24 protein-coding genes are annotated in these 22,818 nt (G+C 67.2%); 18 read left to right on the top strand and 6 right to left on the bottom strand.

The features are described 5' to 3' along the window. The first annotated feature begins 22 nt into the window (after positions 1–22). Together ACLQ3J_RS14200 and ACLQ3J_RS14195 are read left to right on the top strand one after the other, a co-directional pair. Entirely contained in the window at positions 23–856 is an 834-nt protein-coding gene (locus ACLQ3J_RS14200; protein WP_169652012.1) for a crotonase/enoyl-CoA hydratase family protein, read from the top strand. Positions 857–1,030: 174 nt separating this feature from the next. Then, the gene (locus ACLQ3J_RS14195; RefSeq protein WP_169621387.1) at positions 1,031–2,560 is read left to right on the top strand and encodes an AMP-binding protein; all 1,530 of its coding nucleotides are present in this window, start codon (positions 1,031–1,033) and stop codon (positions 2,558–2,560) included. A gap of 25 nt (positions 2,561–2,585) precedes the next feature. Here ACLQ3J_RS14195 and ACLQ3J_RS14190 read toward each other — a convergent pair whose 3' ends face one another. Beyond that, positions 2,586–3,623: an LLM class F420-dependent oxidoreductase gene (locus ACLQ3J_RS14190; protein WP_169621388.1), complete on the bottom strand. Its 1,038-nt coding sequence runs from the start codon at positions 3,621–3,623 to the stop codon at positions 2,586–2,588. Between the two features lie 90 nt (positions 3,624–3,713). On the opposite strand from ACLQ3J_RS14190, the gene ACLQ3J_RS14185 reads away from it, so the two are divergent. From ACLQ3J_RS14185 to ACLQ3J_RS14160, 6 genes are read left to right on the top strand one after another with little or no spacing between them, the layout of a single operon-like run. Then, the gene (locus ACLQ3J_RS14185; RefSeq protein WP_425903673.1) at positions 3,714–4,685 is read left to right on the top strand and encodes a Zn-ribbon domain-containing OB-fold protein; all 972 of its coding nucleotides are present in this window, start codon (positions 3,714–3,716) and stop codon (positions 4,683–4,685) included. Between the two features lie 14 nt (positions 4,686–4,699). Then, positions 4,700–5,761: a thiolase domain-containing protein gene (locus ACLQ3J_RS14180; RefSeq protein WP_169621390.1), complete on the top strand. Its 1,062-nt coding sequence runs from the start codon at positions 4,700–4,702 to the stop codon at positions 5,759–5,761. Next, a complete protein-coding gene (locus ACLQ3J_RS14175; protein ID WP_296549109.1) occupies positions 5,761–6,936 on the top strand; it encodes a thiolase domain-containing protein in 1,176 nt (391 codons plus the stop codon). The genes ACLQ3J_RS14180 and ACLQ3J_RS14175 overlap by 1 nt, the downstream gene beginning before the upstream one ends. A 12-nt stretch (positions 6,937–6,948) precedes the next feature. Continuing rightward, positions 6,949–7,827, top strand: coding sequence for a TIGR03619 family F420-dependent LLM class oxidoreductase (locus tag ACLQ3J_RS14170; RefSeq protein WP_296549162.1), 879 nt, complete (start codon positions 6,949–6,951; stop codon positions 7,825–7,827). Continuing rightward, complete coding sequence (locus tag ACLQ3J_RS14165) at positions 7,824–8,237, top strand: nuclear transport factor 2 family protein (protein ID WP_169652016.1); 414 nt, start codon at positions 7,824–7,826, stop codon at positions 8,235–8,237. The genes ACLQ3J_RS14170 and ACLQ3J_RS14165 overlap by 4 nt, the downstream gene beginning before the upstream one ends. Positions 8,238–8,262: 25 nt before the next feature. Then, positions 8,263–8,838: a nucleotidyltransferase family protein gene (locus ACLQ3J_RS14160; protein ID WP_169621394.1), complete on the top strand. Its 576-nt coding sequence runs from the start codon at positions 8,263–8,265 to the stop codon at positions 8,836–8,838. Between the two features lie 121 nt (positions 8,839–8,959). Here the strand turns inward: ACLQ3J_RS14160 and ACLQ3J_RS14155 are convergent, their stop codons facing one another. Next, positions 8,960–10,213 carry a cytochrome P450 gene (locus tag ACLQ3J_RS14155; RefSeq protein WP_169652018.1) on the bottom strand — a complete coding sequence of 418 codons (1,254 nt, stop codon included), beginning with the start codon at positions 10,211–10,213 and terminating at the stop codon, positions 8,960–8,962. Between the two features lie 195 nt (positions 10,214–10,408). Between ACLQ3J_RS14155 and ACLQ3J_RS14150 the strand changes: the two genes are divergently transcribed. From ACLQ3J_RS14150 to ACLQ3J_RS14140, 3 genes are all read left to right on the top strand, one after another. Continuing rightward, positions 10,409–11,572, top strand: coding sequence for a steroid 3-ketoacyl-CoA thiolase (locus ACLQ3J_RS14150; protein WP_169623126.1), 1,164 nt, complete (start codon positions 10,409–10,411; stop codon positions 11,570–11,572). Positions 11,573–11,627: 55 nt separating this feature from the next. Next, entirely contained in the window at positions 11,628–12,047 is a 420-nt protein-coding gene (locus ACLQ3J_RS14145; protein ID WP_169623131.1) for a nitroreductase family deazaflavin-dependent oxidoreductase, read from the top strand. A gap of 77 nt (positions 12,048–12,124) precedes the next feature. Further along, positions 12,125–12,784: a GNAT family N-acetyltransferase gene (locus ACLQ3J_RS14140; RefSeq protein ID WP_425903671.1), complete on the top strand. Its 660-nt coding sequence runs from the start codon at positions 12,125–12,127 to the stop codon at positions 12,782–12,784. Between the two features lie 64 nt (positions 12,785–12,848). Here ACLQ3J_RS14140 and ACLQ3J_RS14135 read toward each other — a convergent pair whose 3' ends face one another. Then, positions 12,849–13,763 (bottom strand): SDR family oxidoreductase, encoded by a 915-nt coding sequence (locus ACLQ3J_RS14135; RefSeq protein ID WP_169623124.1) that lies wholly within the window; start codon positions 13,761–13,763, stop codon positions 12,849–12,851. Further along, entirely contained in the window at positions 13,760–14,536 is a 777-nt protein-coding gene (locus ACLQ3J_RS14130; RefSeq protein WP_378528469.1) for an SDR family oxidoreductase, read from the bottom strand. Before ACLQ3J_RS14130 ends, ACLQ3J_RS14135 begins: the two co-directional genes overlap by 4 nt. Before the next feature lie 226 nt (positions 14,537–14,762). On the opposite strand from ACLQ3J_RS14130, the gene ACLQ3J_RS14125 reads away from it, so the two are divergent. The 6 genes from ACLQ3J_RS14125 to ACLQ3J_RS14100 are packed head-to-tail and all read left to right on the top strand — an operon-like array spanning position 14,763 to position 19,727. After that, a complete protein-coding gene (locus ACLQ3J_RS14125) occupies positions 14,763–15,314 on the top strand; it encodes a MaoC family dehydratase (RefSeq protein WP_169623122.1) in 552 nt (183 codons plus the stop codon). Continuing rightward, positions 15,314–15,721 carry a Zn-ribbon domain-containing OB-fold protein gene (locus ACLQ3J_RS14120; protein WP_169623121.1) on the top strand — a complete coding sequence of 136 codons (408 nt, stop codon included), beginning with the start codon at positions 15,314–15,316 and terminating at the stop codon, positions 15,719–15,721. The genes ACLQ3J_RS14125 and ACLQ3J_RS14120 overlap by 1 nt, the downstream gene beginning before the upstream one ends. Further along, entirely contained in the window at positions 15,718–16,128 is a 411-nt protein-coding gene (locus ACLQ3J_RS14115; protein ID WP_169623120.1) for a MaoC/PaaZ C-terminal domain-containing protein, read from the top strand. Before ACLQ3J_RS14120 ends, ACLQ3J_RS14115 begins: the two co-directional genes overlap by 4 nt. Further along, positions 16,125–17,309 carry a lipid-transfer protein gene (locus tag ACLQ3J_RS14110; RefSeq protein ID WP_169623119.1) on the top strand — a complete coding sequence of 395 codons (1,185 nt, stop codon included), beginning with the start codon at positions 16,125–16,127 and terminating at the stop codon, positions 17,307–17,309. Before ACLQ3J_RS14115 ends, ACLQ3J_RS14110 begins: the two co-directional genes overlap by 4 nt. A 44-nt stretch (positions 17,310–17,353) precedes the next feature. Then, complete coding sequence (locus tag ACLQ3J_RS14105) at positions 17,354–18,598, top strand: acyl-CoA dehydrogenase family protein (RefSeq protein ID WP_296550248.1); 1,245 nt, start codon at positions 17,354–17,356, stop codon at positions 18,596–18,598. 1 nt (position 18,599) lies between these two features. Further along, entirely contained in the window at positions 18,600–19,727 is a 1,128-nt protein-coding gene (locus ACLQ3J_RS14100) for an acyl-CoA dehydrogenase family protein (RefSeq protein ID WP_425903668.1), read from the top strand. Between the two features lie 77 nt (positions 19,728–19,804). Here the strand turns inward: ACLQ3J_RS14100 and ACLQ3J_RS14095 are convergent, their stop codons facing one another. Beyond that, complete coding sequence (locus tag ACLQ3J_RS14095; RefSeq protein WP_296550245.1) at positions 19,805–20,428, bottom strand: TetR family transcriptional regulator; 624 nt, start codon at positions 20,426–20,428, stop codon at positions 19,805–19,807. A gap of 272 nt (positions 20,429–20,700) precedes the next feature. Between ACLQ3J_RS14095 and ACLQ3J_RS14090 the strand changes: the two genes are divergently transcribed. Next, entirely contained in the window at positions 20,701–21,216 is a 516-nt protein-coding gene (locus tag ACLQ3J_RS14090) for a flavin reductase family protein (RefSeq protein WP_422424961.1), read from the top strand. 10 nt (positions 21,217–21,226) lie between these two features. Here ACLQ3J_RS14090 and ACLQ3J_RS14085 read toward each other — a convergent pair whose 3' ends face one another. Next, positions 21,227–22,696 carry an FAD-dependent oxidoreductase gene (locus ACLQ3J_RS14085; RefSeq protein WP_425903667.1) on the bottom strand — a complete coding sequence of 490 codons (1,470 nt, stop codon included), beginning with the start codon at positions 22,694–22,696 and terminating at the stop codon, positions 21,227–21,229. Between the last annotated feature and the right edge of the window lie 122 nt (positions 22,697–22,818).

Genomic DNA, 22,818 nt, shown 5'->3' with positions numbered 1-22,818 from the left:
AACACCCGCCAGGAGTCCCCCAGTGTCCTCTCCCGCAGCCCCCGGCGCAGCCGATTCGGACATTTCGTCCCGCGCTCCCCACTGCCTCGTGGAGCAACGCGGTCACGTTCTCATCGTGACGCTCAACCGGCCGGAGGCACGCAACGCGCTGTCGGGCGAAATGATGGCGATCATGTCCGACGCCTGGGATCGAGTCGACAGCGATCCCGAGATCCGCGTCGCGATCCTCACCGGTGCCGGCGGCGCTTTCTGCGCAGGCGCCGACCTCAAGGCGATGAACCAGTCGGCACCGGGTGACAAGTTCGAGGGCGGTGGCTGGGACCTGTCCCGCTTACCCGCCCTCCTCAAAGGCCGCCGGCTGACCAAGCCCCTCATTGCCGCAGTCGAAGGCGCGGCCATCGCGGGTGGCACCGAAATCCTGCAGGGCACCGACATCCGGGTCGCCGGCGAAAGCGCCAAATTCGGCGTCTCCGAAGCGAAGTGGGGACTGTTCCCCCTCGGCGGTTCCGCCGTGCGCCTCGTCCGCCAGATTCCGTACACGATCGCAGCGGACATCCTGCTCACCGGCCGGCACATCAAGGCGCCCGAAGCCAAGGAGATCGGGCTCATCGGTTACGTGGTCCCCGACGGCACCGCACTCGACAAGGCACTCGAGATCGCGGAGACCATCGCGAACAACGGTCCGGTCGCCGTCCAGGCCATCCTGCGCACGATTCGCGATTCCGAGGGCCTCCACGAGGAAGAGGCGTTCCGGATCGACGCCGAACTCGGTGCCGCGGTCTTCAAGAGTGCCGACGCAAAAGAAGGTCCCCGTGCCTTCGCCGAGAAACGGCCCCCGAAGTTCACCGGAGCCTGATTCCCCATCGAACCGGCGACGCGCCCCGCGCACAACTTCGTGCGCGGGCGCGCTCGTCTGCGCGGCCTTACGAGCCTGTGAGACCTGGACCACACCGACATCCCGGCCTCTGCTACGTTCCGTTGTGATCCAGGACACAGGCCTGCACTGTTCGTGCAGGCGGTAAGGAGCCCCATGTACCCCGGCGTCCACGCGCGCAACACACCCGACAAAATCGCTGTCGTTCTCGCCGACAGCGACCGCAGCCTGACCTATCGCGAATTGGACGACCGTTCGGCGGCATTGGCACGGGTACTGCACGACGCGGGACTCCGGCCGGGCGACGTCGTCGCATTGCTCACGGACAACCGGGTCGAAGCCTTCGAGGTCTTCTGGGCAGCACTGCGCTCGGGCCTCTACATCACGGCGGTCAACAGCCATCTCACTGCCGGTGAAGTCGCCTACATCGTCGAGGACAGCGGCGCGAAGGCGCTCGTCGTCTCGGCGACTCTCGGCGACCTGGCCGAACACGTCGGAGACACGGTTGCCGCCCGGTCGGCCCGGCTCGCCTTCGGCGGCGCGGTTCGCGGCTTCGAGTCGTACGAGGATGCGATCGCGAGCGCCGGACCACGACTCGACGAGGAACCGTCCGGCGCGATCATGCTCTACTCGTCGGGCACCACCGGATTTCCCAAGGGGATCCAGCCGCCGTTGCCCGACCGCCGCGTGGACGAACCGGGTGAATCGCTGGTGATGGTGGCGCAGTACATGTTCGGCATCAGCGACGCCGACGTCTATTACTCCCCCGCACCGATCTACCATGCCGCGCCCCTGCGCTGGGGTGCGGCGGTCCACGCGCTCGGCGGCACGGTGGTGCTCGCGTCGAAGTTCGACCCCGAGACCGCGCTGCGCCACATCGAGGAGTACTCCGTGACCGCGGGGCAGATGGTCCCGACGATGTTCGTGCGCATGCTCAAACTCGACCCGCAGATCCGGGCCCGCCACGACCTCTCGAGCCTGCGGGTACTCATCCATGCCGCAGCGCCGTGCCCACCCGACGTCAAGCGCGCCATGATCGACTGGCTCGGCCCCGTGATCTACGAGTACTACAGCTCGACCGAAGCGAACGGCATCACGTTCATCAACAGCCAGGAATGGCTCGACCATCCCGGCTCGGTGGGCAAGAGCGTCATCGGCCCTGCCCACATCTGCGACGACGCCGGCACGGTGCTGTCGGCCGGCGACATCGGAACGATCTACTTCGAAGCCGATCACGTGCCCTTCACCTACCACAACGATCCCGAGAAGACCTCGACCGCACAGCATCCCGAGCATCCGACGTGGACGACGGTGGGGGATCTCGGGTACCTCGACGAGGACGGGTTCCTGTACCTGACCGACCGCAAGTCCTTCACCATCATCTCGGGCGGCGTGAACATCTATCCGCAGGAGATCGAGAACGTCCTCGCGCTTCACCCCGCCATCGACGACGTCGCCGTCATCGGCGTCCCCCACCCGGAGATGGGTGAGGAGGTCAAGGCGGTGGTGGAACTGTCCCCGGATGCCACCGAATCCCCGGAGCTCGCCGAGGAACTGCTCTCGTATGTTCGAGAGCGGGTCGCGCACTTCAAGGTGCCGAGGTCGGTGGACTTCGTCGACCGGCTTCCCCGCACTCCCACGGGCAAGCTCGTGAAGGGGAAGCTGAAGGCGGCCTACTCGTCCTGAGGTGCGTGCGCGACAGCCGCCCCGGTCACTGCAGCACGGCCGAGGCCAGCTCCTTGATCTGGGCGGCGTCGCGGCACGAGACGAGCAACATGGTGACGCCGGCGTCCTCCCACCTGCGCACCCCCTCGCGCACCTCTGCCAGGTCACCGACGATCATCGTCTCGGTCACCATCTCGTCCGGAATCGCCGCGGCTGCTTCGTCTTTGCGGCCGGCGCGGAAAAGTTCGGTGACCTCGTCGACGACGTCGCCGTACCCCATGCGCCGGTACACCTGCGCGTGAAAGTTCAGCTCGGGCGCTCCCATCCCTCCGACATACAACGCCGTCACCGGTTTCATCGCGGCGACGGTGCCCTCACGGTCGTCGGTCACCACCACCTGGCACGTCGCGGCGATCTCGAAGTCCTCGCGCGTGCGACGTGCGCCGGCACGGGCGAACCCTTCGTCGAGCCATTCGTTGTACATCGGTGCGAGCCGCGGCGTGTAGTAGATGGCGAGCCACCCGTCGGCGATCTCCGCGGTGAGTGCGACATTCTTGGGACCCTCGGCGCCCAGCCAGATGGGTATGTCCGAACGCAACGGGTGGGTGATGGGCTTGAGCGGTTTCCCGAGTCCGGTGGCTCCGGCTCCGGTGTACGGGAGCGGGTAGTGCGGCCCCGGACTCGTGACCGGCGCTTCACGGGCCAGCACCTGACGGATGATCGAGACGTACTCCCTGGTTCGCGCGAGCGGCTTCTCGAACGGCGCGCCGTACCAGCCCTCGACCACCTGTGGACCGGATACACCGAGACCGAGGATGTGCCGGCCGCCCGAGAGGTGATCGAGTGTCAGCGCGTGCATCGCGCAACTGGTCGGCGTACGCGCCGAGATCTGGACGACGGAGGTACCCAGCCGCACCCGGTCGGTCGCCGACCCCCACCATGCGAGCGGGGTGAACGCATCCGAGCCCCACGACTCGGCTGCGAACACCGCATCGAACCCCTCGGCTTCGGCTGCTGCAACGAGTTCCGGTCCGTTGCCCGGTGGTTGCGCACCCCAGTATCCCAGTTGCAGTCCCAGTTTCATTGCACGCCTTTCGGGTCGGACCAAGCGCGGCAAGGTGCAGATCACACGGTACCCTTGCCAGCAACACTAGAACCTGTTCTACTCGAACTTGTGAGCCTGGGAAAGAGTGCGGTCGCCGAGCCACCGCTGAGTGCACCGCTGAATCTGAAGTTCGACTACACACGATCCACCGGGCCGACCGTGGGCGCGTTCGTCACCGGACTGCGCGACGGTCGCATCGTCGGTGCGCGCGGATCCGACGGCAGGATCTTCGTCCCGCCCCCGGAATACGACCCCGTCACCCATGAACCGCTCACCGATTTCGTCGAGGTGGGCCTGACGGGAACCGTCGTCAGCTGGACGTGGAATGCGGACCCGTTGCCGGGCCAGCCCTTCGACCGGCCTTTCGCATGGGCTCTCGTCCGCCTCGACGGTGCCGACACCTCGATGCTCCACGCAGTGGACGTCGCCTCCCCCGACGACATCGACACCGGCATGCGCGTCCGGGTCCGCTGGGCCTCCGAACGCACCGGCGGAATCCACGACATCGCGGCCTTCGAGCCCGGTGAAGCGACCGCGGACACACCGTCCGAGCCCGGCGAGCCCGTCTCGATGATCACCACTCCCGTCGACCTGGACTACCGGCACAGCGCGTCACCCGAAGAATCCTGGTATCTCCGGGGATTGAAGGAAGGCAAGATCATCGGCGGCCGCACGGGTCCCGGTGAGAAGGTGTACGTGCCGCCGCGCGGGGCGAGCCCCACCGACGGCGTCCCCACCAAGGAACCGGTCGAGTTGCCCGACAAGGGCACCGTCACGACGTTCTGCATCGTCAACGTGCCGTTCATGGGCCAGCAGATCAAGCCTCCCTACGTCGCCGCATATGTGCTGCTCGACGGTGCCGACATCCCGTTCCTCCACCTCATCCTCGAGTGCGAGGCCACCGACGTGCGCATGGGAATGCGTGTCGAGGCCAAGTGGCGACCGCGGGAAGAGTGGGACCACACGCTGCGCAACATCGAATACTTCCGCCCGACCGGCGAGCCCGACGCCGAGTTCGACACCTTCAAACACCACCTCTAGGAGCGTCGAGCACCATGACAGACATTGCAGTCGTCGGCTTCGCGCACGCCCCCCACGTGCGCGAGACATTCGGCACCACCAACGGTGTCGAGATGCTCGTCCCCTGTTTCCAGGAGCTCTACGACAAGCTCGGCATCACGAAGTCCGATATCGGCTTCTGGTGCTCCGGGTCTTCGGATTACCTGGCCGGGCGCGCCTTCTCGTTCATCTCGGCCATCGACGCCATCGGCGCCGTCCCGCCCATCAACGAGTCACACGTCGAGATGGACGCCGCATGGGCGCTCTACGAGGCGTGGGTCAAACTCATCACCGGCGAAGTGGACACCGCACTGGTCTACGGCTTCGGCAAGTCGTCGGCCGGCACCCTGCGGCGGACACTGTCGCTGCAACTCGATCCGTATCTCGTCGCACCGCTCGGCGTCGACTCCGTCTCCCTTGCCGGACTGCAGGCCCGGATGGGTCTCGAATCCGGGAAGTGGACGGATCGCGAGATGGCCGAAGTAGCCGTGCGCTCTCTCGCCGCAGCGAAGAACAACCCGAAGGCCCAGCTCTCCGGCGACCTCGACATCGACGAACTCCTGTCCCGCCCGTACATCGCCGACCCGCTCCGGAAGCACGACTGCGCTCCCGTCACCGACGGCGCCGCCGCAATCGTTCTGGCCACAGGAGACCGCGCACGCGAACTGTGCGAGAACCCCGCCTGGATCACCGGAATCGAGCATCGGATCGACTCGCCGAACTTCGGCGCCGCCGACCTCACCACCGCGCCGTCCGCGCGTGCCGCGGCACGCGCCGTGACGGGCGGCGACACCGCGTTCGACGTCGCCGAACTGCACGCCCCGTTCACCCATCAGGAACTCATCCTGCGCGAGGAGATCGGACTCGGCGACGACACCGCCGTCAATCCGTCGGGCGGTCCGCTCAGCGGCAACGCGATGTTCTCCGGCGGCCTCGAGCGAATCGGTTACGCCGCACAAGCGATCATGAACGGGACAGCGGGTCGCGCGCTGGCCCACGCGACGAGTGGCGCACTGCTGCAACAGAATCTGGTAGCTGTCCTGGAGGGACGTAACTGATGGCCAAGCAACCCGCAGCTGTCCTGGGCACCGGGCAGACCCATTACGTCGCCAAGCGTCACGACGTATCGATGTCCGGCCTGGTGCGCGAGGCGATCGACCGCGCCATGCTCGACGCCCAGGTGGGCTGGGACGACATCGACGCCGTCATCATCGGCAAGGCACCCGACCTGTTCGAGGGCGTCATGATGCCCGAGTTGTCGATGGTCGATGCGATCGGCGCCACCGGCAAACCGATGCTGCGCGTACACACGGCGGGGTCGGTGGGAGGATCCACCGCCAACGTCGCGGCGAGCATGGTGCAGTCCGGCGTCCACCGCCGAGTCCTCGCCGTGGCGTGGGAGAAGCAGTCCGAATCCAACGCGATGTGGGCGCTGTCGACACCGGTGCCGTTCACGATGCCGGTCGGTGCGGGCGCGGGCGGCTACTTCGCCCCGCACGTCCGCTCCTACATCCGCAGGTCCGGCGCCCCGGAGCACGTGGGCGCGATGGTGGCGGTCAAAGACCGGCTCAACGGTGCGAAGAACCCGTACGCACACCTCAGGCAGCCGGACATCACCCTGGAGAAGGTTCAGGCATCGCAGATGCTGTGGGACCCCATCCGCTACGACGAAACCTGCCCGTCGTCGGACGGCGCGTGTGCCGTGGTGATCGGTGATGCCGACAGCGCCGCCGCGGCAGAGGCCGCCGGGCGCCCGGTGGCGTGGATCCACGCCACCGCGATGCGGACCGAACCCACGACGTACGCGGGCCGCGACCAGGTCGACCCCCAGGCCGGCCGGGACGCGGCAGCGGCATTGTGGAAGCAGGCGGGCATCACCGATCCGCTCACCGAAATCGACTGCGCCGAAATCTACGTCCCCTTTTCCTGGTTCGAGCCGATGTGGCTCGAGAACCTCGGATTCACTCCGCAGGGATCGGGCTGGAAGCTGACCGAGTCCGGTGAAACCGCGATCGGGGGACAACTGCCGATCAACATGTCCGGCGGGGTCCTGTGCTCCAATCCCATCGGCGCGTCCGGCATGATCCGCTTCGCCGAGGCCGCGATCCAGGTCATGGGCAAGGCCGGCGACCACCAGGTCGACGGTGCCCGCAAAGCACTCGGTCACGCCTACGGCGGTGGTTCGCAGTACTTCTCGATGTGGGTGGTTTCTTCCGATCGACCGACGAACTAGGAGCGTCACATGGTGGATTTCACCGTCGGGGTCGCGATGACGCCGCTCGATCAGTTGAGCGGTATCGCGCGCACCGCCGAGGAGTGCGGGTTCTCGTCGATCGCCCTTCCCGACTCACTGTTCTTCATGGAGAAGCAGACCGTCGACTATCCGTACACCCCGGACGGGTCCCGGATGTGGACGGCAGACACACCGTGGGTGGATCCGCTGATCGCCGCCGCCGCGATGGGCGCGGCGACCTCGACCATCCGGTTCTATACCCAGGTGTTGAAGTTGGGGTCGCGCAACCCTGTTCTGCTGGCTCGCCAAGTCGGCTCCGTCGCGAATCTGACGGGAGACCGGTTCGGTCTCGGAGTCGGCATCGGCTGGGCACCGGAAGAATTCGAGTGGTGCGGCGTCCCATATGCCCGGCGCGGCAAGCGCGTCGACGAAATGATCGATGTGCTCAAGCTGATTCTCGGTGGCGGCATGGTCGAGCATCACGGCGAGTTCTTCGAATTCGACCGGCTTCAGATGAGTCCGGCTCCCAGTACCCCGGTGCCGCTCTACGTGGGTGGGCACACCGATATCGCGCTGCGTCGTGCCGCACGGGTCGGTGACGGCTGGACGTCGGCCATGATCGGGTTCGACGACCTGGTGGCGGTCATCGACCGGCTGCGGGTCCTGCGCGACGAATACGGGCGGTCCGACGTGCCGTTCGAGATCCAGGCTGTGTGTGTCGATCGGTTCGGTTCGTCCGGTTACGCCGAGCTGGCCGATGCGGGCGTCACCGACATCATCGTGGTGCCGTGGATCTTCGACGGCCACGGGTTCGACTCCCCCCTCGAGGCGAAACAGGAATCGCTGCGGAAGTTCGCAGACAAGTACATCCACGGAAAGGATGCGGCATGAGCGAGGAACACCCCGCACGGGTGGCGGCGCGCGCGTCGCAAACGGCAGCCAGCGGCAAACGCAAGGACGAGTGGCTCGCGGTCTTCGCAGACGACGCGTGCGTCGAAGACCCGGTGGGGCCGTCGGGATTCGACCCGGAAGGCAAGGGGCACACGGGCCGCGATGCCATCGCCGCGTTCTACGACATGACGATCGCCAACACCGACAAGCTCGAGTTCCTCATCGACGACGTGCTGGTGTGCGGTGACGAGTGCGTCAATATCGGCACCATTCGCACCACGATGGCCGGGAACATCGTCGATGCCGAGGGGGCCTTCGTCTACCGGGTGAACGGCGACGGCAAGATCGTGTCGCTGCGGGCGTTCTGGGAGATGGACCGAGCCATGAAGACGGTACGTCCGGCCCCGTAGGGCCGGTCCCTCGTAGAGTCGGGGGATGAGCACCGCCGGAATCGTTCTCGCAGCAGGGGACGGCTCGCGATTGGGTGGGCGCGCGAAAGCGCTCCTGCCCCACCGCGGCCGTCCCCTGCTGCATACCGTGACCACCGCGCTCGCCGACGGCGGGTGCGACGAGGTGATCGTGGTGCTCGGTGCGTACGCCGACGAGGTCGCCGCGGCGTGTCCGCCGGATAGCACCGTGGTGGTCAATCCGGAGTGGAGCACCGGGATGTCGACGTCGCTGCGCCGCGGCGTCGACGCTGCTGGCGGTCACGCCACGGTGGCGCTCACCGTCGTGGACTTCCCCGGCATCACCGCCGAACTGGTCCGGCACGTACTGGGCGAACACCACGGCGGAACGGTGACGCTGCCGGTGTTCGACGACCGGCCCGGTCATCCGGTCGTGTTCGACCGTGCCGACGCGGTCGCAGCGGCCCGGCAGGCCACCGCGGACGAGGGCGCCCGCAGTTACCTTGCGCACCACCGCGACCGGGTACGGCGTCTGGACTGCACCACCCTTGCGGATGCCGGAGATGTCGACACGGTGGACGATCTGCGCCGGCTCGAGCCCTGAACACGCGACGGCCGCCGGACATTCCCGTCTCCGACCGCCGCGCCCTGACCATCCCGCAGGTGTCGCGAACGACGCGGTCCCCCGCACCCGAAGGTGCGGGGGACCGCGGTACTGCCGTGTGTCAGTGCTTCACCGGGCATCCACCCGACGTCTTGTAGTCCACCTCGAAGTCCTTGATTCCGTTGAGCCACCCGGACCGCAGGCGACGCGGATCACCGATCTTCGTGATGTCGGGAATGTGGTCGGCGATCGCTCCGAAGATCAGATCGACCTCCATGCGCGCGAGGTTCGCGCCGAGGCAGTAGTGCGCACCTGTGCCGCCGAACGCCAGATGCGGATTCGGGTCGCGCAGAATGTCGAACTCACGCGGCTTCTCGAAGACTTCTTCGTCGTTGTTCGCCGACGCGTACAGCATCACGACGCGGTCGCCCTTGCGGATCGCCTGCCCGCCGAGTTCGGTGTCCTCGAGTGCGGTGCGCTGGAAGGACGTAACCGGCGTGGCCCAGCGGATGATCTCGTCGGCAGCGGTCTTCGGGCGGTCGCGCTTGAAGATCTCCCACTGCTCGGGATTGTCGAGGAACGCCGCCATGCCGTGCGTGATCGCGTTGCGGGTGGTCTCGTTGCCGGCAACAGCGAGCACGATGAAGAAGAAGCCGAACTCCTCGGGAGCGAGTTCGTCGCCGTCGATGTCGGCCTCGATCAAGGCGGTGACGATGTCGTCCGCCGGGTTCGCCTTGCGGTCGGCCGCCATCTGGTAGGCGTAGCCGAGCACCTCCATCGACGCCGCCGCCGGGTCGGCGGTGTTGTCGGGATCGTCGTAGCCCGTCATCTGGTTGGACCATTCGAAGATCTTCGAGCGGTCTTCCTGCGGGACACCGATGAGGTCCGCGATGGCCTGCAGGGGCAGTTCCGCGGCGATCTGGGTGACGAAGTCGCCCTGACCGGCGGTGCACGCATCCTGGACGATGGACTTCGCGCGGCGGTCGAGTTCGTCGCGCAGACCGTTGATGGCGCGCGGGGTGAAACCACGGGCAACGAGCTTGCGGAGCTTGGTGTGCTCGGGTGCGTCCTTGTTCAGCAGGACGTGGCGCTGCAGTTCGATAGCCTCTCGGGGCATGTCGTCGTTGAACCGCGGGATCGCGGTGTTCTCCCAGTTGGAGAACACGTCGCTCCGGCGGGAGACCTCACGGACCTCCTCGTGGCGGGACACCACCCAGAACCCGTCGTCGTGGAATCCCCCCTTGTCGGGCGACTTCTTGTTCCACCACACCGGTGCCGTCTTCCGGAGTTCGGCGAACTCTTCGAAGGGCATGCGGTCTGCATACAAGTCGGGATCGGTGAAGTCGATTCCCTCGGGGATGTTCGGCTGCGCCACTTATCTCTCCTGCCTGGCGAGTACCGCTCGCGTGATGTGTAACACGTTCTAAAACCATTCAAACACAGGCGCGGCTCGTGACCAAGAGATCAGCACGTCCCGACCGATTCACACGCTTGCCGCCGCCGACGGCAACCTGTTCTACTTTGCAGAGAGCATTTAGAGTGCAGAGAACTGCAGAGAAAGGAGCCCGCCGTGGGCACCCCAGTCATCGTCGAGGCCGTCCGCACCCCGATCGGCAAGCGGGGTGGATGGCTCGCGGGCCTGCACGCTGCGGAAATCCTCGGCGCCGCCCAGAGCGGAGTCGTCGAGCGCGCCGGGATCGATCCGGCCCTCGTCGAACAGGTCATCGGCGGCTGCGTCACCCAGGCCGGCGCGCAGTCGAACAACATCACGCGCACCGCGTGGCTGAACGCCGGCCTCCCCTGGCAGGTGGGCGCCACGACCATCGACTGCCAGTGCGGCTCGGCTCAGCAGGCCAACCACCTCATCGCCGGTCTCATCGCCACCGGCGCCATCGATGCCGGGATCGCGTGCGGCATCGAGGCCATGAGCCAGGTTCCCCTCGGCGCCAATGTGGGCGACCAGGCCGGCCCGCGACGGCCCGAATCGTGGAACATCGACATGCCCAACCAGTTCGAGGCCGCGGAGCGTATCGCCCGCCGGCGCGGCATCACCCGCGAGGACATCGACGCGCTCGGCGTCCGGTCGCAGATGCTCGCCAAGCAGGCATGGGACGAGGGCCGCTTCGACCGCGAGGTGCTGCACGTCGTCGCACCGGTCGTCGACAAGCAGGGCAACCTCACCGGCGAGAAGCAGACCGTCACCCGGGACCAGGGCCTTCGCGACACGACGTCCGAGTCGCTGGCGAAGCTGAAGCCGGTGCTCGACGGCGGAATCCACACCGCGGGCACGTCGTCGCAGATCTCCGACGGCGCAGCCGCCGTCCTACTGATGGACGAGGACCGCGCCAAGGCCCTCGGTCTGAAGCCCCGTGCCCGCATCGTCGCGCAGGCGCTGGTCGGTGCAGAGCCCGAGTTCCACCTCGACGGCCCCGTCCAGGCCACCGCGAAGGTGCTCGAGAAGTCGGGCATGAGCATCGGCGATCTCGACCTGTTCGAGGTCAACGAGGCATTCGCGTCGGTCCTGCTCTCGTGGGCGAACGTGCACGGCCCCGATATGGACAAGGTCAACGTGAACGGTGGAGCCATCGCGCTCGGACACCCCGTCGGATCCACGGGTTCGCGTCTGCTGACCACCGCGCTGCACGAACTGGAACGGCGTGACGGCTCGACCGCGTTGATCACCATGTGTGCGGGTGGCGCGCTCGCCACCGGAACCGTCATCGAGCGGATCTGACGTGGGAACGGACACCGCTCCCAAAGGACTGAACTCGAAGGCGACCATCCCGATCATGAAGTGGATGTCGCGCGTCAACGTCGCCGCCTACCGGGCCACCGGCGGCCGGGTCGGTGGCAAGTGGCGCGTCGGCAGTGCCTTTCCCTGGGGAATCCCGGTCTGCCTGGTCACCACGACCGGACGCAAGACAGGACAGCCCCGCACCGCTCCCCTGCTGTTCCTCGAGGACGGCGACAAGGTGGTCCTGGTCGCCTCGCAGGGCGGAATGGCCAAACACCCGTTGTGGTTCCGCAATATCCAGGCGAATCCGGAGGTCACCGTCCAGATCAAGTCGCGGGTGCGGAAGATGCACGCGCGGGTCGCGACGGACACCGAGCGCGCGGCGTACTGGCCCCGGCTGGTCGAGATGTACCCGGATTTCGACAATTACCAGTCGTGGACCGACCGCGTCATCCCCGTGGTGGTCTGTGAGTAGGACGGCGACCCGCGGCAATACCGGAATGCGGGAATACTGGCACCGGTAGTTACACGCTTTCGAGAAGGGATGTCGCGATGGCAACCACGAACCACGACCAGGTCCTCGACCGACGGGAGATCGCAGCGGCGCTGCTGCGTGCTCTGGAACAACGTCACGAGGTACTCGATGCCATCGTCGAGAGCGCCGACCGAGCGGAGGCGGTGACCGCAATCGCCGCGCTGCTCGAGACGAGTGAGTTCTGCGCGGAGGCAGTGCTCAACCTCCCGTTCCGCCGCTTGACCAAGGCCGAGCGCAAGAAGATCCGGGAAGAACTCGAAGATCTCGACGCCGTAGTCCACTGGACGACGGCGGCACGGCCCTACGCGACGGGCGCGCATTTCCGTGTGCGTCCGATCTCGGACACGGCGACCGACCTGGAGTTGCTCGAGGCCAGGTGCGCCGACCAGCTGGGCGATGCCAGCGCCGAAAGCGTCGCCGCCGAGCAGGCGCGCGGAAACGCGTTGATGAAGGACGAATCCGGGATGTGGCTCGTCGCCGAAGATCTTTCCGGCGACGAGCCCACCGCGGTCGGATTCGCGTTCGGTGAGCTCGTCGGCAACGAGGTGGAAGTGCGCATCTGGGTTCGCCCCGAACTGCGCAAGCAGGGTTACGGCACAGCCGTTCTCAAGCAGGCACGCACCGAATTGGCGGCCTACTTCCCCGGTTCGACCCTGATCGTGCGCACACCCGCCTGATCTGCGCCGCACAAGGATGCGCGCTTCCGATAGCTCTCGCTACCGGAAGCGCGCATCTTTTCTGTCAGGCTCCGTACACCGGCGTCGGTGCCTCGGTGGACGCGAGGAGCTTGTCCACGACCGGTCCGAGTTCCTTGGGATCCCAGCGGTCACCCTTGTCGACGACCTCGCCGTGACGCCAGCCGTCCGCGATGGACACCTTTCCGCCCTCGACCTCGAACACGCGGCCTGTGACGTCCTTCGATTCGGTGCTGCCGAGCCACACGACGATCGGCGAGATGTTCTCCGCCGCCATCGCATCGAATCCTTCTTCCGGCGCGGCCATCATCTCGGCCATCGCGCCGCCGGCCCCGACCGTCATGCGGGTGCGTGCGGACGGGGCGATGGCGTTGACGGTGACCCCGTAACGACCGAACTCCGCCGCGGCCTGGATCGTGAGTGCGGCGATACCCGCCTTGGCAGCGGCGTAGTTGCCCTGGCCGATGCTGCCCATCAGGCCCGCGCCCGAACTCGTGTTGATGATGCGCGCGTCGACCGGGTTGCCGGCCTTGGACTCGGCACGCCAGTACGACATGGCGTGGCGCATGGGCGCGAAATGCCCCTTGAGATGTACGCGAATCACCGCGTCCCACTCTTCTTCGCTCATGTTCGCGAGCATGCGGTCGCGCAGGAAGCCTGCGTTGTTGACCAGTACGTCGAGCCGCCCGAAGTTGTCGAGCGCCGTCTTGACGAGATTCTCCGCGCCGGCCCAGTCGGCCACGTCGTCGCCGTTGACGACGGCCTCGCCACCGAGAGAACGGATTTCCTCGACGACCTGCTCCGCGGGTGATTCTCCGGTCGCGGCGCCGTCGATGCCGGCACCGATGTCGTTGACGACGACCTTCGCGCCTTCCGCGGCGAGGGCCAGCGCGTGGGCGCGGCCGATTCCCCGGCCTGCGCCCGTCACGATCGCGACGCGTCCGTCCAGCAGTCCACTCACTTTGTCTCCTTCGTTCGGGCCGCTGCCATGTAGGCAGGGCGTTCGCCGCCGCCGTGGACGGTCAGTGTCGATCCGCTGACGTATGCCGCCAGCGGGGATGCCAGAAATGCTGCGCAGTGACCGATGTCGTCGGGAGTGGAGAGGCGACCGAGCGGCACCGTGGCGCCGACGGCGGCAACACCCTCGTCGTCACCGTAGAACAGGTGCGACTGCTCCGTGTCGACCATCCCGACCACCACCGAATTCACGCGCACCTTCGGTGCCCATTCCACCGCGAGGGACTGGCCGAGACTGTCGATTCCGGCCTTCGCGGCACCGTAGGCCGCGGTACCCGGTGACGGCCTGGAACCGCTCACGCTGGAGATGTTGACGATGGATCCACCCGCGTCCTGGGTCTGCATCACCGCGTTCGCGGCCTGCGCGACGAGCAACGGCGCAAGCAGGTTGAGCTCGACGATCTTGGCGTGGAACTTCGGGCTGGCGTCTGCAGCGAGCGCATAAGGCGAACCGCCGGCGTTGTTGACGAGGGTGTCGAGCCTGCCGTGCCTTGCGACGATCTCGTCCATCAACCGGCCCACCCGATCCGGGTCGCGCACGTCGCAGGCGAGAAACTCCGCCGTCCGGCCGTCCGCCTCCACGGGATGCTCGCCCTCGTTGCGCGCGCACGTCACCACGGTCGCTCCGGCGCGGAGAAACGTTCGGGTGATCCCCGCACCGACGCCGCGGACGCCTCCGGTCACCAGCACGACCGTGCCGTCCAGTCCCAGATCCATTCACTGCCTCCGCGTCCGTGTGGTCGCCCGCGGCGACCGAGGTCGATTCGTCCGGCCCACCGGCGGGCCGCCCGCCCAACTTACCAAGCAATCGCTTGGTTTGGTATCCGTCGCCGGGCTCGACCACGCCCGGCTCCTGCTCAGTGGGAATCGGGCGATACCGGCTCGGGACCGCACTTAGCGTGGCGTCCGAGTGGGGTGTGCCGAAGAGAAGGTGATTGGGGCCATGCAGACGGTCGAGCATGATTACGAGAAGTACGTCGGCCAGGTGGCCGAGCCGCCCCGGGTCGCCCGGTACGCGGTCGACGAGGCGATGATCCGCAACTGGGTCGAAGCCCACGACGACTTCAATCCGATCTATGTCGACGCCGACGCGGCCCGCGCCACAGGTCGCGACTCCGTGGTGTGCCCACCCGCGATGATCTCCACCTGGGTGATGGCGGGGTACCGCCGGTGGCGTGAGGTGCACCGCAAGCGCGCCGCAGGAATCGTGGAGGACTTCGCGTACTCGAGGATGCTTGCCGAACTCGACAGCGAAGGCCTCACGTCCGTCGTGGCCACGAACGTCGAACAGGAATACCACCGCGAACTCGTTCCCGGGGACCACATCACCGCCCACCTGACGATCGAATCCGTATCTCCCGTCAAACGAACGGGTCTCGGCGTCGGTCGCTTCTTCACGTTGTACAAGCGCTACGAGGACCAGCACGGCGAACTCGTCGCCGAGGAGCGTTTCCGGATGCTCCGGTTCAATCCGAACACCCCCAAGGAGGCGTGATGACCACCGTCCCCAGACTCACCATCACTCAGGACAACGAGTTCTGGTTCAACGCGGTCCGCGAAGGCAGGCTCGAGATCCAGCGGTGCAGCGACTGCCACACCCTCCGGCATCCGCCCGGCCCGGCATGCCCCGTGTGCCGGTCGTTCGAGTGGGACTCCGTCGAATCATCGCGCCGCGGAACCCTGCACAGCTGGACCATCATTCATCACCCGCAGGACCCGGCGTTCGAATACCCCCTTGCCGTCGGACTGATCGACCTCGACGAAGGCATCCGCATCGTGGCCGACATCGCGGGCGTGGACCACGACAGCCTCGAACTCGGTATGGAACTCGAGGTGGGTTTCGCCGAACACGCTCACGGTGAGATCCTCCCGCAGCTGCGCAAAGTCGGAGGAACGTCGTGAATCTCTCCGAATGCGCTGTCGGGCAGTCCCTTCCCGGGCTCGAACTGCCCCTCGACCGCTCCACCATCGCCGCGACCGCGATCGCATCGCAGGACTTCGAGGACGTACACCACGATGCCGGGGCCGCACAACGGCGCGGAACACCCGATGTCTTCATGAGCATCAATGCGACGAACGGTTTCGTCGACCGCTACATCACCGATTGGACCGGGCCGGGGGCACGCATACGCCGTGCCTCGCTGCGCCTGGGCGTCCCCGCCTTCCCGGGCGACCCGCTGCAGATGAGCGGCGAGGTGGTCGCGGTCGAGGACCGCACCGTCACCGTGAAAGTGCAGGGCCGCAACAGTAAGGGCGTCCACGTCACCGCGGAGGTCGTCGTGGAGCCGTACGAGAGGAAGACTCCATGACCGTGCAGGGCTTTTCCGGAGCTGCCGCGATCGCCGGCATCGGAGCCACCGAATTCTCGAAGAACTCCGGTCGCAGCGAGTGGCAACTCGCGTGCGAGGCCGTGGTGGCCGCGCTCGCAGATGCGCAGATCGGCGTCGAAGAAGTCGACGGCTTCGCACTCTTCACCATGGAGACGAACCCCGAGATCGCCGTGGCCCGCGCGCTCGGCATCCCGGAACTGAAGTTCTTCAGCCGCATCCCCCACGGTGGCGGCGGTGCCTGCGCACCCGTCCAGCAGGCCGCGATGGCCGTCGCGACCGGCGTCGCCGAGGTCGTCGTGGTCTACCGCGCGTTCAACGAGCGCTCGGGCCACCGATTCGGCTCCGGCCCACCGCCGTTCGCCTACAACTCCAGCACCGATCAGGAATACCGCAACTGGATCAATCCGTACGGTCTGCTCACCCCTGCCCAGCAGGAAGCATTCCTGGCGCGCCGGTACATGCAGCGCTACGGCGCGACGAGCGCCGACTTCGGTCGCGTCTCGGTACTGTCGCGCAAGCACGCCGCCACCAACCCGAAGGCGTGGTTCTACGAGCGGCCCATCACCCTCGACGACCACCAGAACTCGAGGATGCTCGCCGACCCGCTGCGACTGCTGGATTGCTGTCAGGAGAGCGACGGAGGCCAGGCACTGGTCATCGTGAGCGCCGAACGCGCACGCTCACTGCCGCATCCTCCGGCCGTCATCACCGGTGCCGCGCAAGGTGTCGGCCCGCAGCAGATCTCGATGAGCAGTTACTACCGTGACGACATCGACGTGATGCCCGAGGTCGAACTGGTCGCCAAGCAGATGTGGGCACAGGCCGGTATCGGCCCGGACGACATCGACGCCGCGATCCTGTACGACGCGTTCACTCCCATGGTGCTGCTGCAACTCGAGGAGTACGGCTTCTGCGGTCGCGGCGAGGCCAAGGACTTCGTCGCCGAGGGCAACCTCGAGGTGGACGGCCGCCTCCCGGTCAACACCCACGGAGGGCAGCTCGGCGAAGGCTACATCCACGGCGTCAACGGAATCGCCGAAGGCGTGCGGCTCATCCGCGGCACCTCGGTCAACCAGCCCACCAAGGTGCTGAACAACGTCCTCGTCACGGGTGGCTCGCCGGTTCCGCACAGCGCGATCGTGCTGTCGACGGATCGCTGAACCGCGCCGCTCCCACGCCATCCGACCACCTCTCAGGAGACCACATGCATCCCGAGCTGTCCGACAAGTCACGGCGGCTACGCACCGAACTGCGGGAGTACTTCGCCCGCATCATCAACGACGAGGATCGCAGGGCCCTGGTCGACCAGACCGAGGGCGGCCCGGTCTTCGACCGGATCTACCGGCAGATGGGCAGCGACGGCTGGCTCGGACTCGGCTGGCCCGAGGAGTACGGCGGACGCGGTGAGGACCCCGAGGCTCTCTACGTCTTCTACGACGAGACGATCCGCGCGGGCGCCCCGGTCTCGCTGGTCACGCTCAACACGGTGGCACCGGCTCTGATGAAGTACGGGAGCCAGGAACACAAGGACTACTTCCTTCCCAAGATCCTCACCGGCGAGCTGAAATTCGCCATCGGGTACACCGAACCCGGTGCCGGAACCGACCTCGCGGCGCTGCAGACACGTGCGCGCATCGACGGCGACGAACTCGTGATCAACGGCACCAAGCTCTTCACCAGCTCCGCGATCTTCGCGGACTGGATCTGGCTCGCCGTGCGTACCGATCCCGACGCGCCCCGCCACAAGGGCATCTCGGTCGTGCTGGTGCCCACCTCGTCCCCGGGGTTCTCGGCTACCGAGATCAAGACCGTCGGCGGCATCAGCACCGCGGTCACCTACTACGAGGACATCCGGGTGCCGCTGAGCAACGTGGTCGGCGGAGTGAACCAGGGATGGACACTGATCACCAGCCAGCTCAACCACGAGCGGGTCGCCCTGGCCGCGCGCGGCGGTATCGCCAACGAGATGTACGACGAAGTACTCGCGTGGGCCAAGCAGGAGCCCGTCGGACCAGGTGTGCTGTTCGACGTCCCGTGGGTCCGCAAGACGCTGGCGGAGGTCTACGCACTGCTGTCGGCAGCGGATCTCGTGAACCTTCGCTTGGTGTCGGATATCGCTGCCAACACCCTCGGCGGCGGTGACTCCGCGGCAGCGAAGATCTTCGGCACCGAAGGCGTCGTCACCGCGTACGGCATGTTGCAGGAAGTGCTCGGTGCCCGCGGTCTGCTGCGTCCGGGCAGCCACGGTGCCGTGGTCGAGGGCCGTGTCGAGTCGCTCGCTCGTCGTGCGCAGAACAACACCTTCGGTGGCGGCACCAACGAGGTCCTGCGCGAGATCGTGGCAGCCAAGACACTCGGTATGACCCTGGGCGCCCGTCGGCGCCCCGAAGCCAAAGCGCCGGAGCCGGCAGCGACAACGGCCGTGACGCCGTCAGAGACGAGGAGCTGACATGGAATTCGAGCTCGATGACGACCTGATCGCCGTCGAGGACCTTGCCTCGCAGGTCTTCGGTGCGCTGGCAACGGTCGAACGGGTAGTCGAGGTGGAACGGACCGAGGGTGGCTTCGACGCCACACTGTGGAAGGCACTCGCCGACTCCGGACTGCTGGGCCTCGCCCTGCCCGAATCCGCCGGAGGCGCGGACATGGGCATGCTCGGCTTGACGACGATCCTGCAGCAGCAGGGCCGTCGCGTCGCACCGGTGCCGGTCTGGTCCGTCGTCGCAGGCGCTGCTCTCCCCCTCGCTCGGTTCGGCACACCCGAACAGATCGAGCGTTACGTCCCCGGGATCGTCGACGGGTCGATCGTCCTCACCGGCGCATTCGACGGCAACCCCGGTGAGAGCGCGGCGCTGACCGCGATCCGCAAGGGCGACGACCTGGTGATCAGCGGCGAGATTCCGTCCGTCCCCTGGGCGCCCGGCGCAGCCGGAGTGGTGGTTCCCGTCCTGTGCGACGAGTCCGTCGCCGTCGTCGTGGCATCCGCCGACGCGCCGGGCCTCACGGTCACGCCCGTGTCCGTGACCGGACAAACCGCCGACGCGGCCCTTCGCTTCGACGATGTCGTCGTCGCGGCCGCAGACGTTCTACCCGGTGACGGCACGCAGATCGCCGAGTGGACACGTCGACGGATCCGTCTCGCCATCGCAGCGCTCCAGCTCGGCGTGTGTGAGGAATCGCTGCGCATGACCGCGGCGTACACCTCCGAGCGCATGCAGTTCGGGCGGCCGTTGTCGACGAACCAGGCCGTTGCGGTGCGCGCGGCGGACGCCTACATCGACACCGAGGCCATTCGCCTGACGATGCGCCGCGCGGCGTGGCTCATCGACACCGGGCGCGAAGACGAGGCGGACGCCGCAGTGCTCGTCGCGAAGTGGTGGGCGGCGCGCGGCGGCATTCGTGTCGGCCTGACGGCTCAGCATCTGCACGGCGGGATCGGTGCCGACATCGACTACCCCATCCACCGCTACTTCCTGTGGGGGCGCCAGTTGGCCTTCACGCTCGGTGGCGCGGACGCCAGCGCCGCCGCACTCGGCGACATCCTCGACCGCGCGCCGTCGATCGGCGCCGCCGGGTAGACCTGCCCGGCCACGTCGCCGCTCGACGCGCCGAAGCCCCGCCCACCGCATCCGCGGCCGGCGGGGCTTCGGCGTTGTCACACCGGTCCGGGTGCCGTATCCGCCATGTGGACGAGAAGCAGATCGCAGGCGCGCCGGATGTCGGTCTCGGTCTCCTCGATCGACACTCTGCCGTTCAAGAGCACCAGGATCAGGCCGAACCACACCATCGACAGCAGGCGCACCGCGTCGCGATCTGTGTCCGTGGGCTGTTCGATGCCGCCCTGCGCGAGCACGATGCCCTGGAAGACACGCTCCACCTCGACCGAATCCGGCACCACCGATGCGGAGGCGGTGCTGTTGGACACGAGCATGGCGGACGCGAGGCGGGGCCGCGCGACGATCGCGCGCGTCATGACGACAAGCGCGTCGCAGATCGCCTGCGGCGGGGCCAAGCCCCGCGGTGGATCGGGCAGTCGTTGCTTCGCGCGTTCGAGTTGGCTCAGGAGCAACGCCACGAAGAGATGCGTCTTCGACGGGAAATATCGGTACAGCGTGCCGATCGCGACACCCGCGTCCTTCGCGACCTCCGCCATCTGCACCCGGGTGAGTTCGTGTTCGGAACCGAGACGGGCGGCAGCGGTCAGGATCCGCACCTGCCGTTCGCGTTGCACGTCCGATGTCGGTTCGGCGCCCTCCCGCGCCTTGGCAATCCTCGGCATCGCCGGCCCCCTTCCTGCAATTGGACGTGCAGATTGTCCCATCGTGCCCGCATCCACCCGGGCGAGGGAGCCGGGTCGCCGGAATCACCGTTGGTCTCGCTCAGTGGGACCGCGCCGGCGGGCAGACATCGGGCGCAGGGATCGGCGCCGCGATTTCGCGTGAACGTCCGCTGAGCGAGAACCGGTTCAGGCGTGGCGCAGGTCACCCATACTCTCGGATTCGTGGACGTCGCCGAACCCAGGCGGCCCGGGATCGAATCGGAGTGAGGCACATGCAGATTCAGTCGCTGACCCAGGAACGTGCGTTCGACGGTGACGTACCCACTCCCGACGAGATGCGCAGGGCGATGGGACGTTTCGCCTCGGGTGTCACCGTGGTGACCGGGCTCGACGACGACGGTCCCGTCGGCTTCGCCTGCCAGTCGTTCGCATCCGTCTCGCTCGAACCGCCGCTGGTCCTGTTCTGCGCGGATCACCGGGGCCGGGCCTGGCCACGCATCCGGCGCGCCGGCCGGTTCACCGTCAACGTGCTCGGCGCCGAACAGACGGACCTGTGCGGGCGGTTCGGTTCGAGCCGGGGGCACAAGTTCGACGGTCTCGACTGGGAACTGTCCCGATGGGGCACGCCCACCTTGCCGGGCGTGCTCATGCGGGTCCACGCCGAGGTCCACGACGTACACGTCGCCGGGGATCACGACATCGTCGTCGGCCGCGTGACCGAACTCGAATGCCCGGCAGAAGACCGTCCGATGGTCTTCTACCGGGGCGCGTTCGGCCTCGACGGCTGACCGACCGGGGTTACCCGGTGGCGGCGGCGCTGATCCCGGCCCGCCGCCCGAAGAAGCTCCCGTCACCGAGCGAGATCCCGCTGCAATATCCTCCGGCAGACAATCCGGAGGTGCAGCGGCCCGCCGCGTACAGGCCCGGTATCGGATCGCCGTCGACGTGCAGGACCTCCGAGTCCACCGATGTCCGGAGACCGCCCAGCGTGAAACCACCGGTCATGCCGCGCAGGTCGATCGCAGCGATCGGCGACCCGATCGGCTTGACCCATTCGGGCTTCTTCCCGAACACAGGATCGGTGCCTGCGGCGGCGTGCCGGTTGTACAACTCCACGGTGGCGGTCAGGGTGCCCTCGGGCAGACCCATCTCCGATTCGAGTTCGGCGACGCTCTCGCACACCCAGGTCGGCTGCCTGCGAAGCTGCGGGCTCGAACTCGGCGCTGCCATCCCTTCTTCGTACGCCGCCTCGTCGAGGACGAGAAACGCCTGGTTGTCGTTCTGGTACATGGTGAGCTGACCGATGCGGCCCGGATAGGTGTCCTCGGGGACGTACCGCTGTCCTCGTCCGTTGACGAGGATGCCGCGGGCCATCAGCTGGGGGTCGCAGAAGAAGGCGACCTCGCACGCGTCCATGTGCGCCAGTCCCGCACCGAGCGCCTGCGCCATGAGGATGGCGCGACCGTCGTGCTCCTCGACCGTCGCGGCGGGCCGCTTGTAGAGACGCGGCGCGTAGGCCTGCATCATCTCGTCGTTGTACGCGAACGAGCCGGTCGCGAGCACCACACCGCCGTGCGCGCGGACGGTGATCTCCTGTCCGAATCGGGTCGCGGTCACACCGACGACACGGCCGGTGCCGTCGACGACCAGGCGCTGCACCCGGATGTCGGATTCCACGCGGACACCGAGGTCGGTCGCCTTTCCGATCAGCGTGGTCATCAGAACGTGCCCGGCTCCCTGCTCGCCGTTGCGCGGCATCGGGACCTGCGCGAGGTGTCCGCGGGGCGCCGGCGGCACGAGTGTGTCGAACGGTGCCGCGTTCTCTCCCCCGCTGTACATCAGGGAGTCGTCGACGGGGCATTCCCAGCCGGGCTGGGACCAGAAACTTTCCTTGTACCGGACCCCGCACGCTTCGAGCCACTCGAAATGCTGCACGCTGCCGTCGCAGTAGACATCGAGTTTGTCCTGGTCGACTCCCGGCCCCAGCGCCTCGGCGAGAAAGGTCTTCATGTTCTCGGGGGTGTCGTCGAATCCGCACGCCTTCTGCACCCGGGTGCCGCCGCCGAGGTACACGATGCCCCCGGACAACGCGGCCGCTCCACCGCCGCCGCCGGTGCGCTCGAGTACCAGCACACCGGCGCCGTTCTCCGCAGCACCGATCGCCGCGGACACCCCCGCTATGCCGTATCCGGCGATCACGACGTCGGCCTCGAAATCCCAGGTTCCGACGGTCTCGGAGGAAATCGGACGAATCGGTGAACTACTCATGGGCACAGCCCCTTCCGCATTACAGCCCAGTGGTCTCCTGCGGACCGTAAGCGGACCCGGACCGGTTGGCCGGGAGTATCCCGCTGGTCGGGAGCATGCCCACGCGCAGCGCCGCACATGCG

Source organism: Rhodococcus sp. DT1 (assembly GCF_049844875.1).
Lineage (GTDB): Bacteria > Actinomycetota > Actinomycetes > Mycobacteriales > Mycobacteriaceae > Rhodococcus.
This window is presented reverse-complemented; position numbering and strand designations above follow the sequence as displayed.

What these genes read in the sequence shown, in the direction of transcription:
- ACLQ3J_RS14195 (WP_169621387.1), top strand. Translation starts at nt 1,031, where the DNA reads ATGTACCCCGGCGTCCACGCGCGCAACACACCCGACAAAATCGCTGTC.
- ACLQ3J_RS14190 (WP_169621388.1), bottom strand. Translation starts at nt 3,623, where the DNA reads ATGAAACTGGGACTGCAACTGGGATACTGGGGTGCGCAACCACCGGGC.
- ACLQ3J_RS14180 (WP_169621390.1), top strand. Translation starts at nt 4,700, where the DNA reads ATGACAGACATTGCAGTCGTCGGCTTCGCGCACGCCCCCCACGTGCGC.
- ACLQ3J_RS14175 (WP_296549109.1), top strand. Translation starts at nt 5,761, where the DNA reads ATGGCCAAGCAACCCGCAGCTGTCCTGGGCACCGGGCAGACCCATTAC.
- ACLQ3J_RS14165 (WP_169652016.1), top strand. Translation starts at nt 7,824, where the DNA reads ATGAGCGAGGAACACCCCGCACGGGTGGCGGCGCGCGCGTCGCAAACG.
- ACLQ3J_RS14160 (WP_169621394.1), top strand. Translation starts at nt 8,263, where the DNA reads ATGAGCACCGCCGGAATCGTTCTCGCAGCAGGGGACGGCTCGCGATTG.
- ACLQ3J_RS14145 (WP_169623131.1), top strand. Translation starts at nt 11,628, where the DNA reads ATGAAGTGGATGTCGCGCGTCAACGTCGCCGCCTACCGGGCCACCGGC.
- ACLQ3J_RS14140 (WP_425903671.1), top strand. Translation starts at nt 12,125, where the DNA reads ATGGCAACCACGAACCACGACCAGGTCCTCGACCGACGGGAGATCGCA.
- ACLQ3J_RS14130 (WP_378528469.1), bottom strand. Translation starts at nt 14,536, where the DNA reads ATGGATCTGGGACTGGACGGCACGGTCGTGCTGGTGACCGGAGGCGTC.
- ACLQ3J_RS14125 (WP_169623122.1), top strand. Translation starts at nt 14,763, where the DNA reads ATGCAGACGGTCGAGCATGATTACGAGAAGTACGTCGGCCAGGTGGCC.
- ACLQ3J_RS14120 (WP_169623121.1), top strand. Translation starts at nt 15,314, where the DNA reads ATGACCACCGTCCCCAGACTCACCATCACTCAGGACAACGAGTTCTGG.
- ACLQ3J_RS14110 (WP_169623119.1), top strand. Translation starts at nt 16,125, where the DNA reads ATGACCGTGCAGGGCTTTTCCGGAGCTGCCGCGATCGCCGGCATCGGA.
- ACLQ3J_RS14105 (WP_296550248.1), top strand. Translation starts at nt 17,354, where the DNA reads ATGCATCCCGAGCTGTCCGACAAGTCACGGCGGCTACGCACCGAACTG.
- ACLQ3J_RS14100 (WP_425903668.1), top strand. Translation starts at nt 18,600, where the DNA reads ATGGAATTCGAGCTCGATGACGACCTGATCGCCGTCGAGGACCTTGCC.
- ACLQ3J_RS14095 (WP_296550245.1), bottom strand. Translation starts at nt 20,428, where the DNA reads ATGCCGAGGATTGCCAAGGCGCGGGAGGGCGCCGAACCGACATCGGAC.
- ACLQ3J_RS14090 (WP_422424961.1), top strand. Translation starts at nt 20,701, where the DNA reads ATGCAGATTCAGTCGCTGACCCAGGAACGTGCGTTCGACGGTGACGTA.
- ACLQ3J_RS14085 (WP_425903667.1), bottom strand. Translation starts at nt 22,696, where the DNA reads ATGAGTAGTTCACCGATTCGTCCGATTTCCTCCGAGACCGTCGGAACC.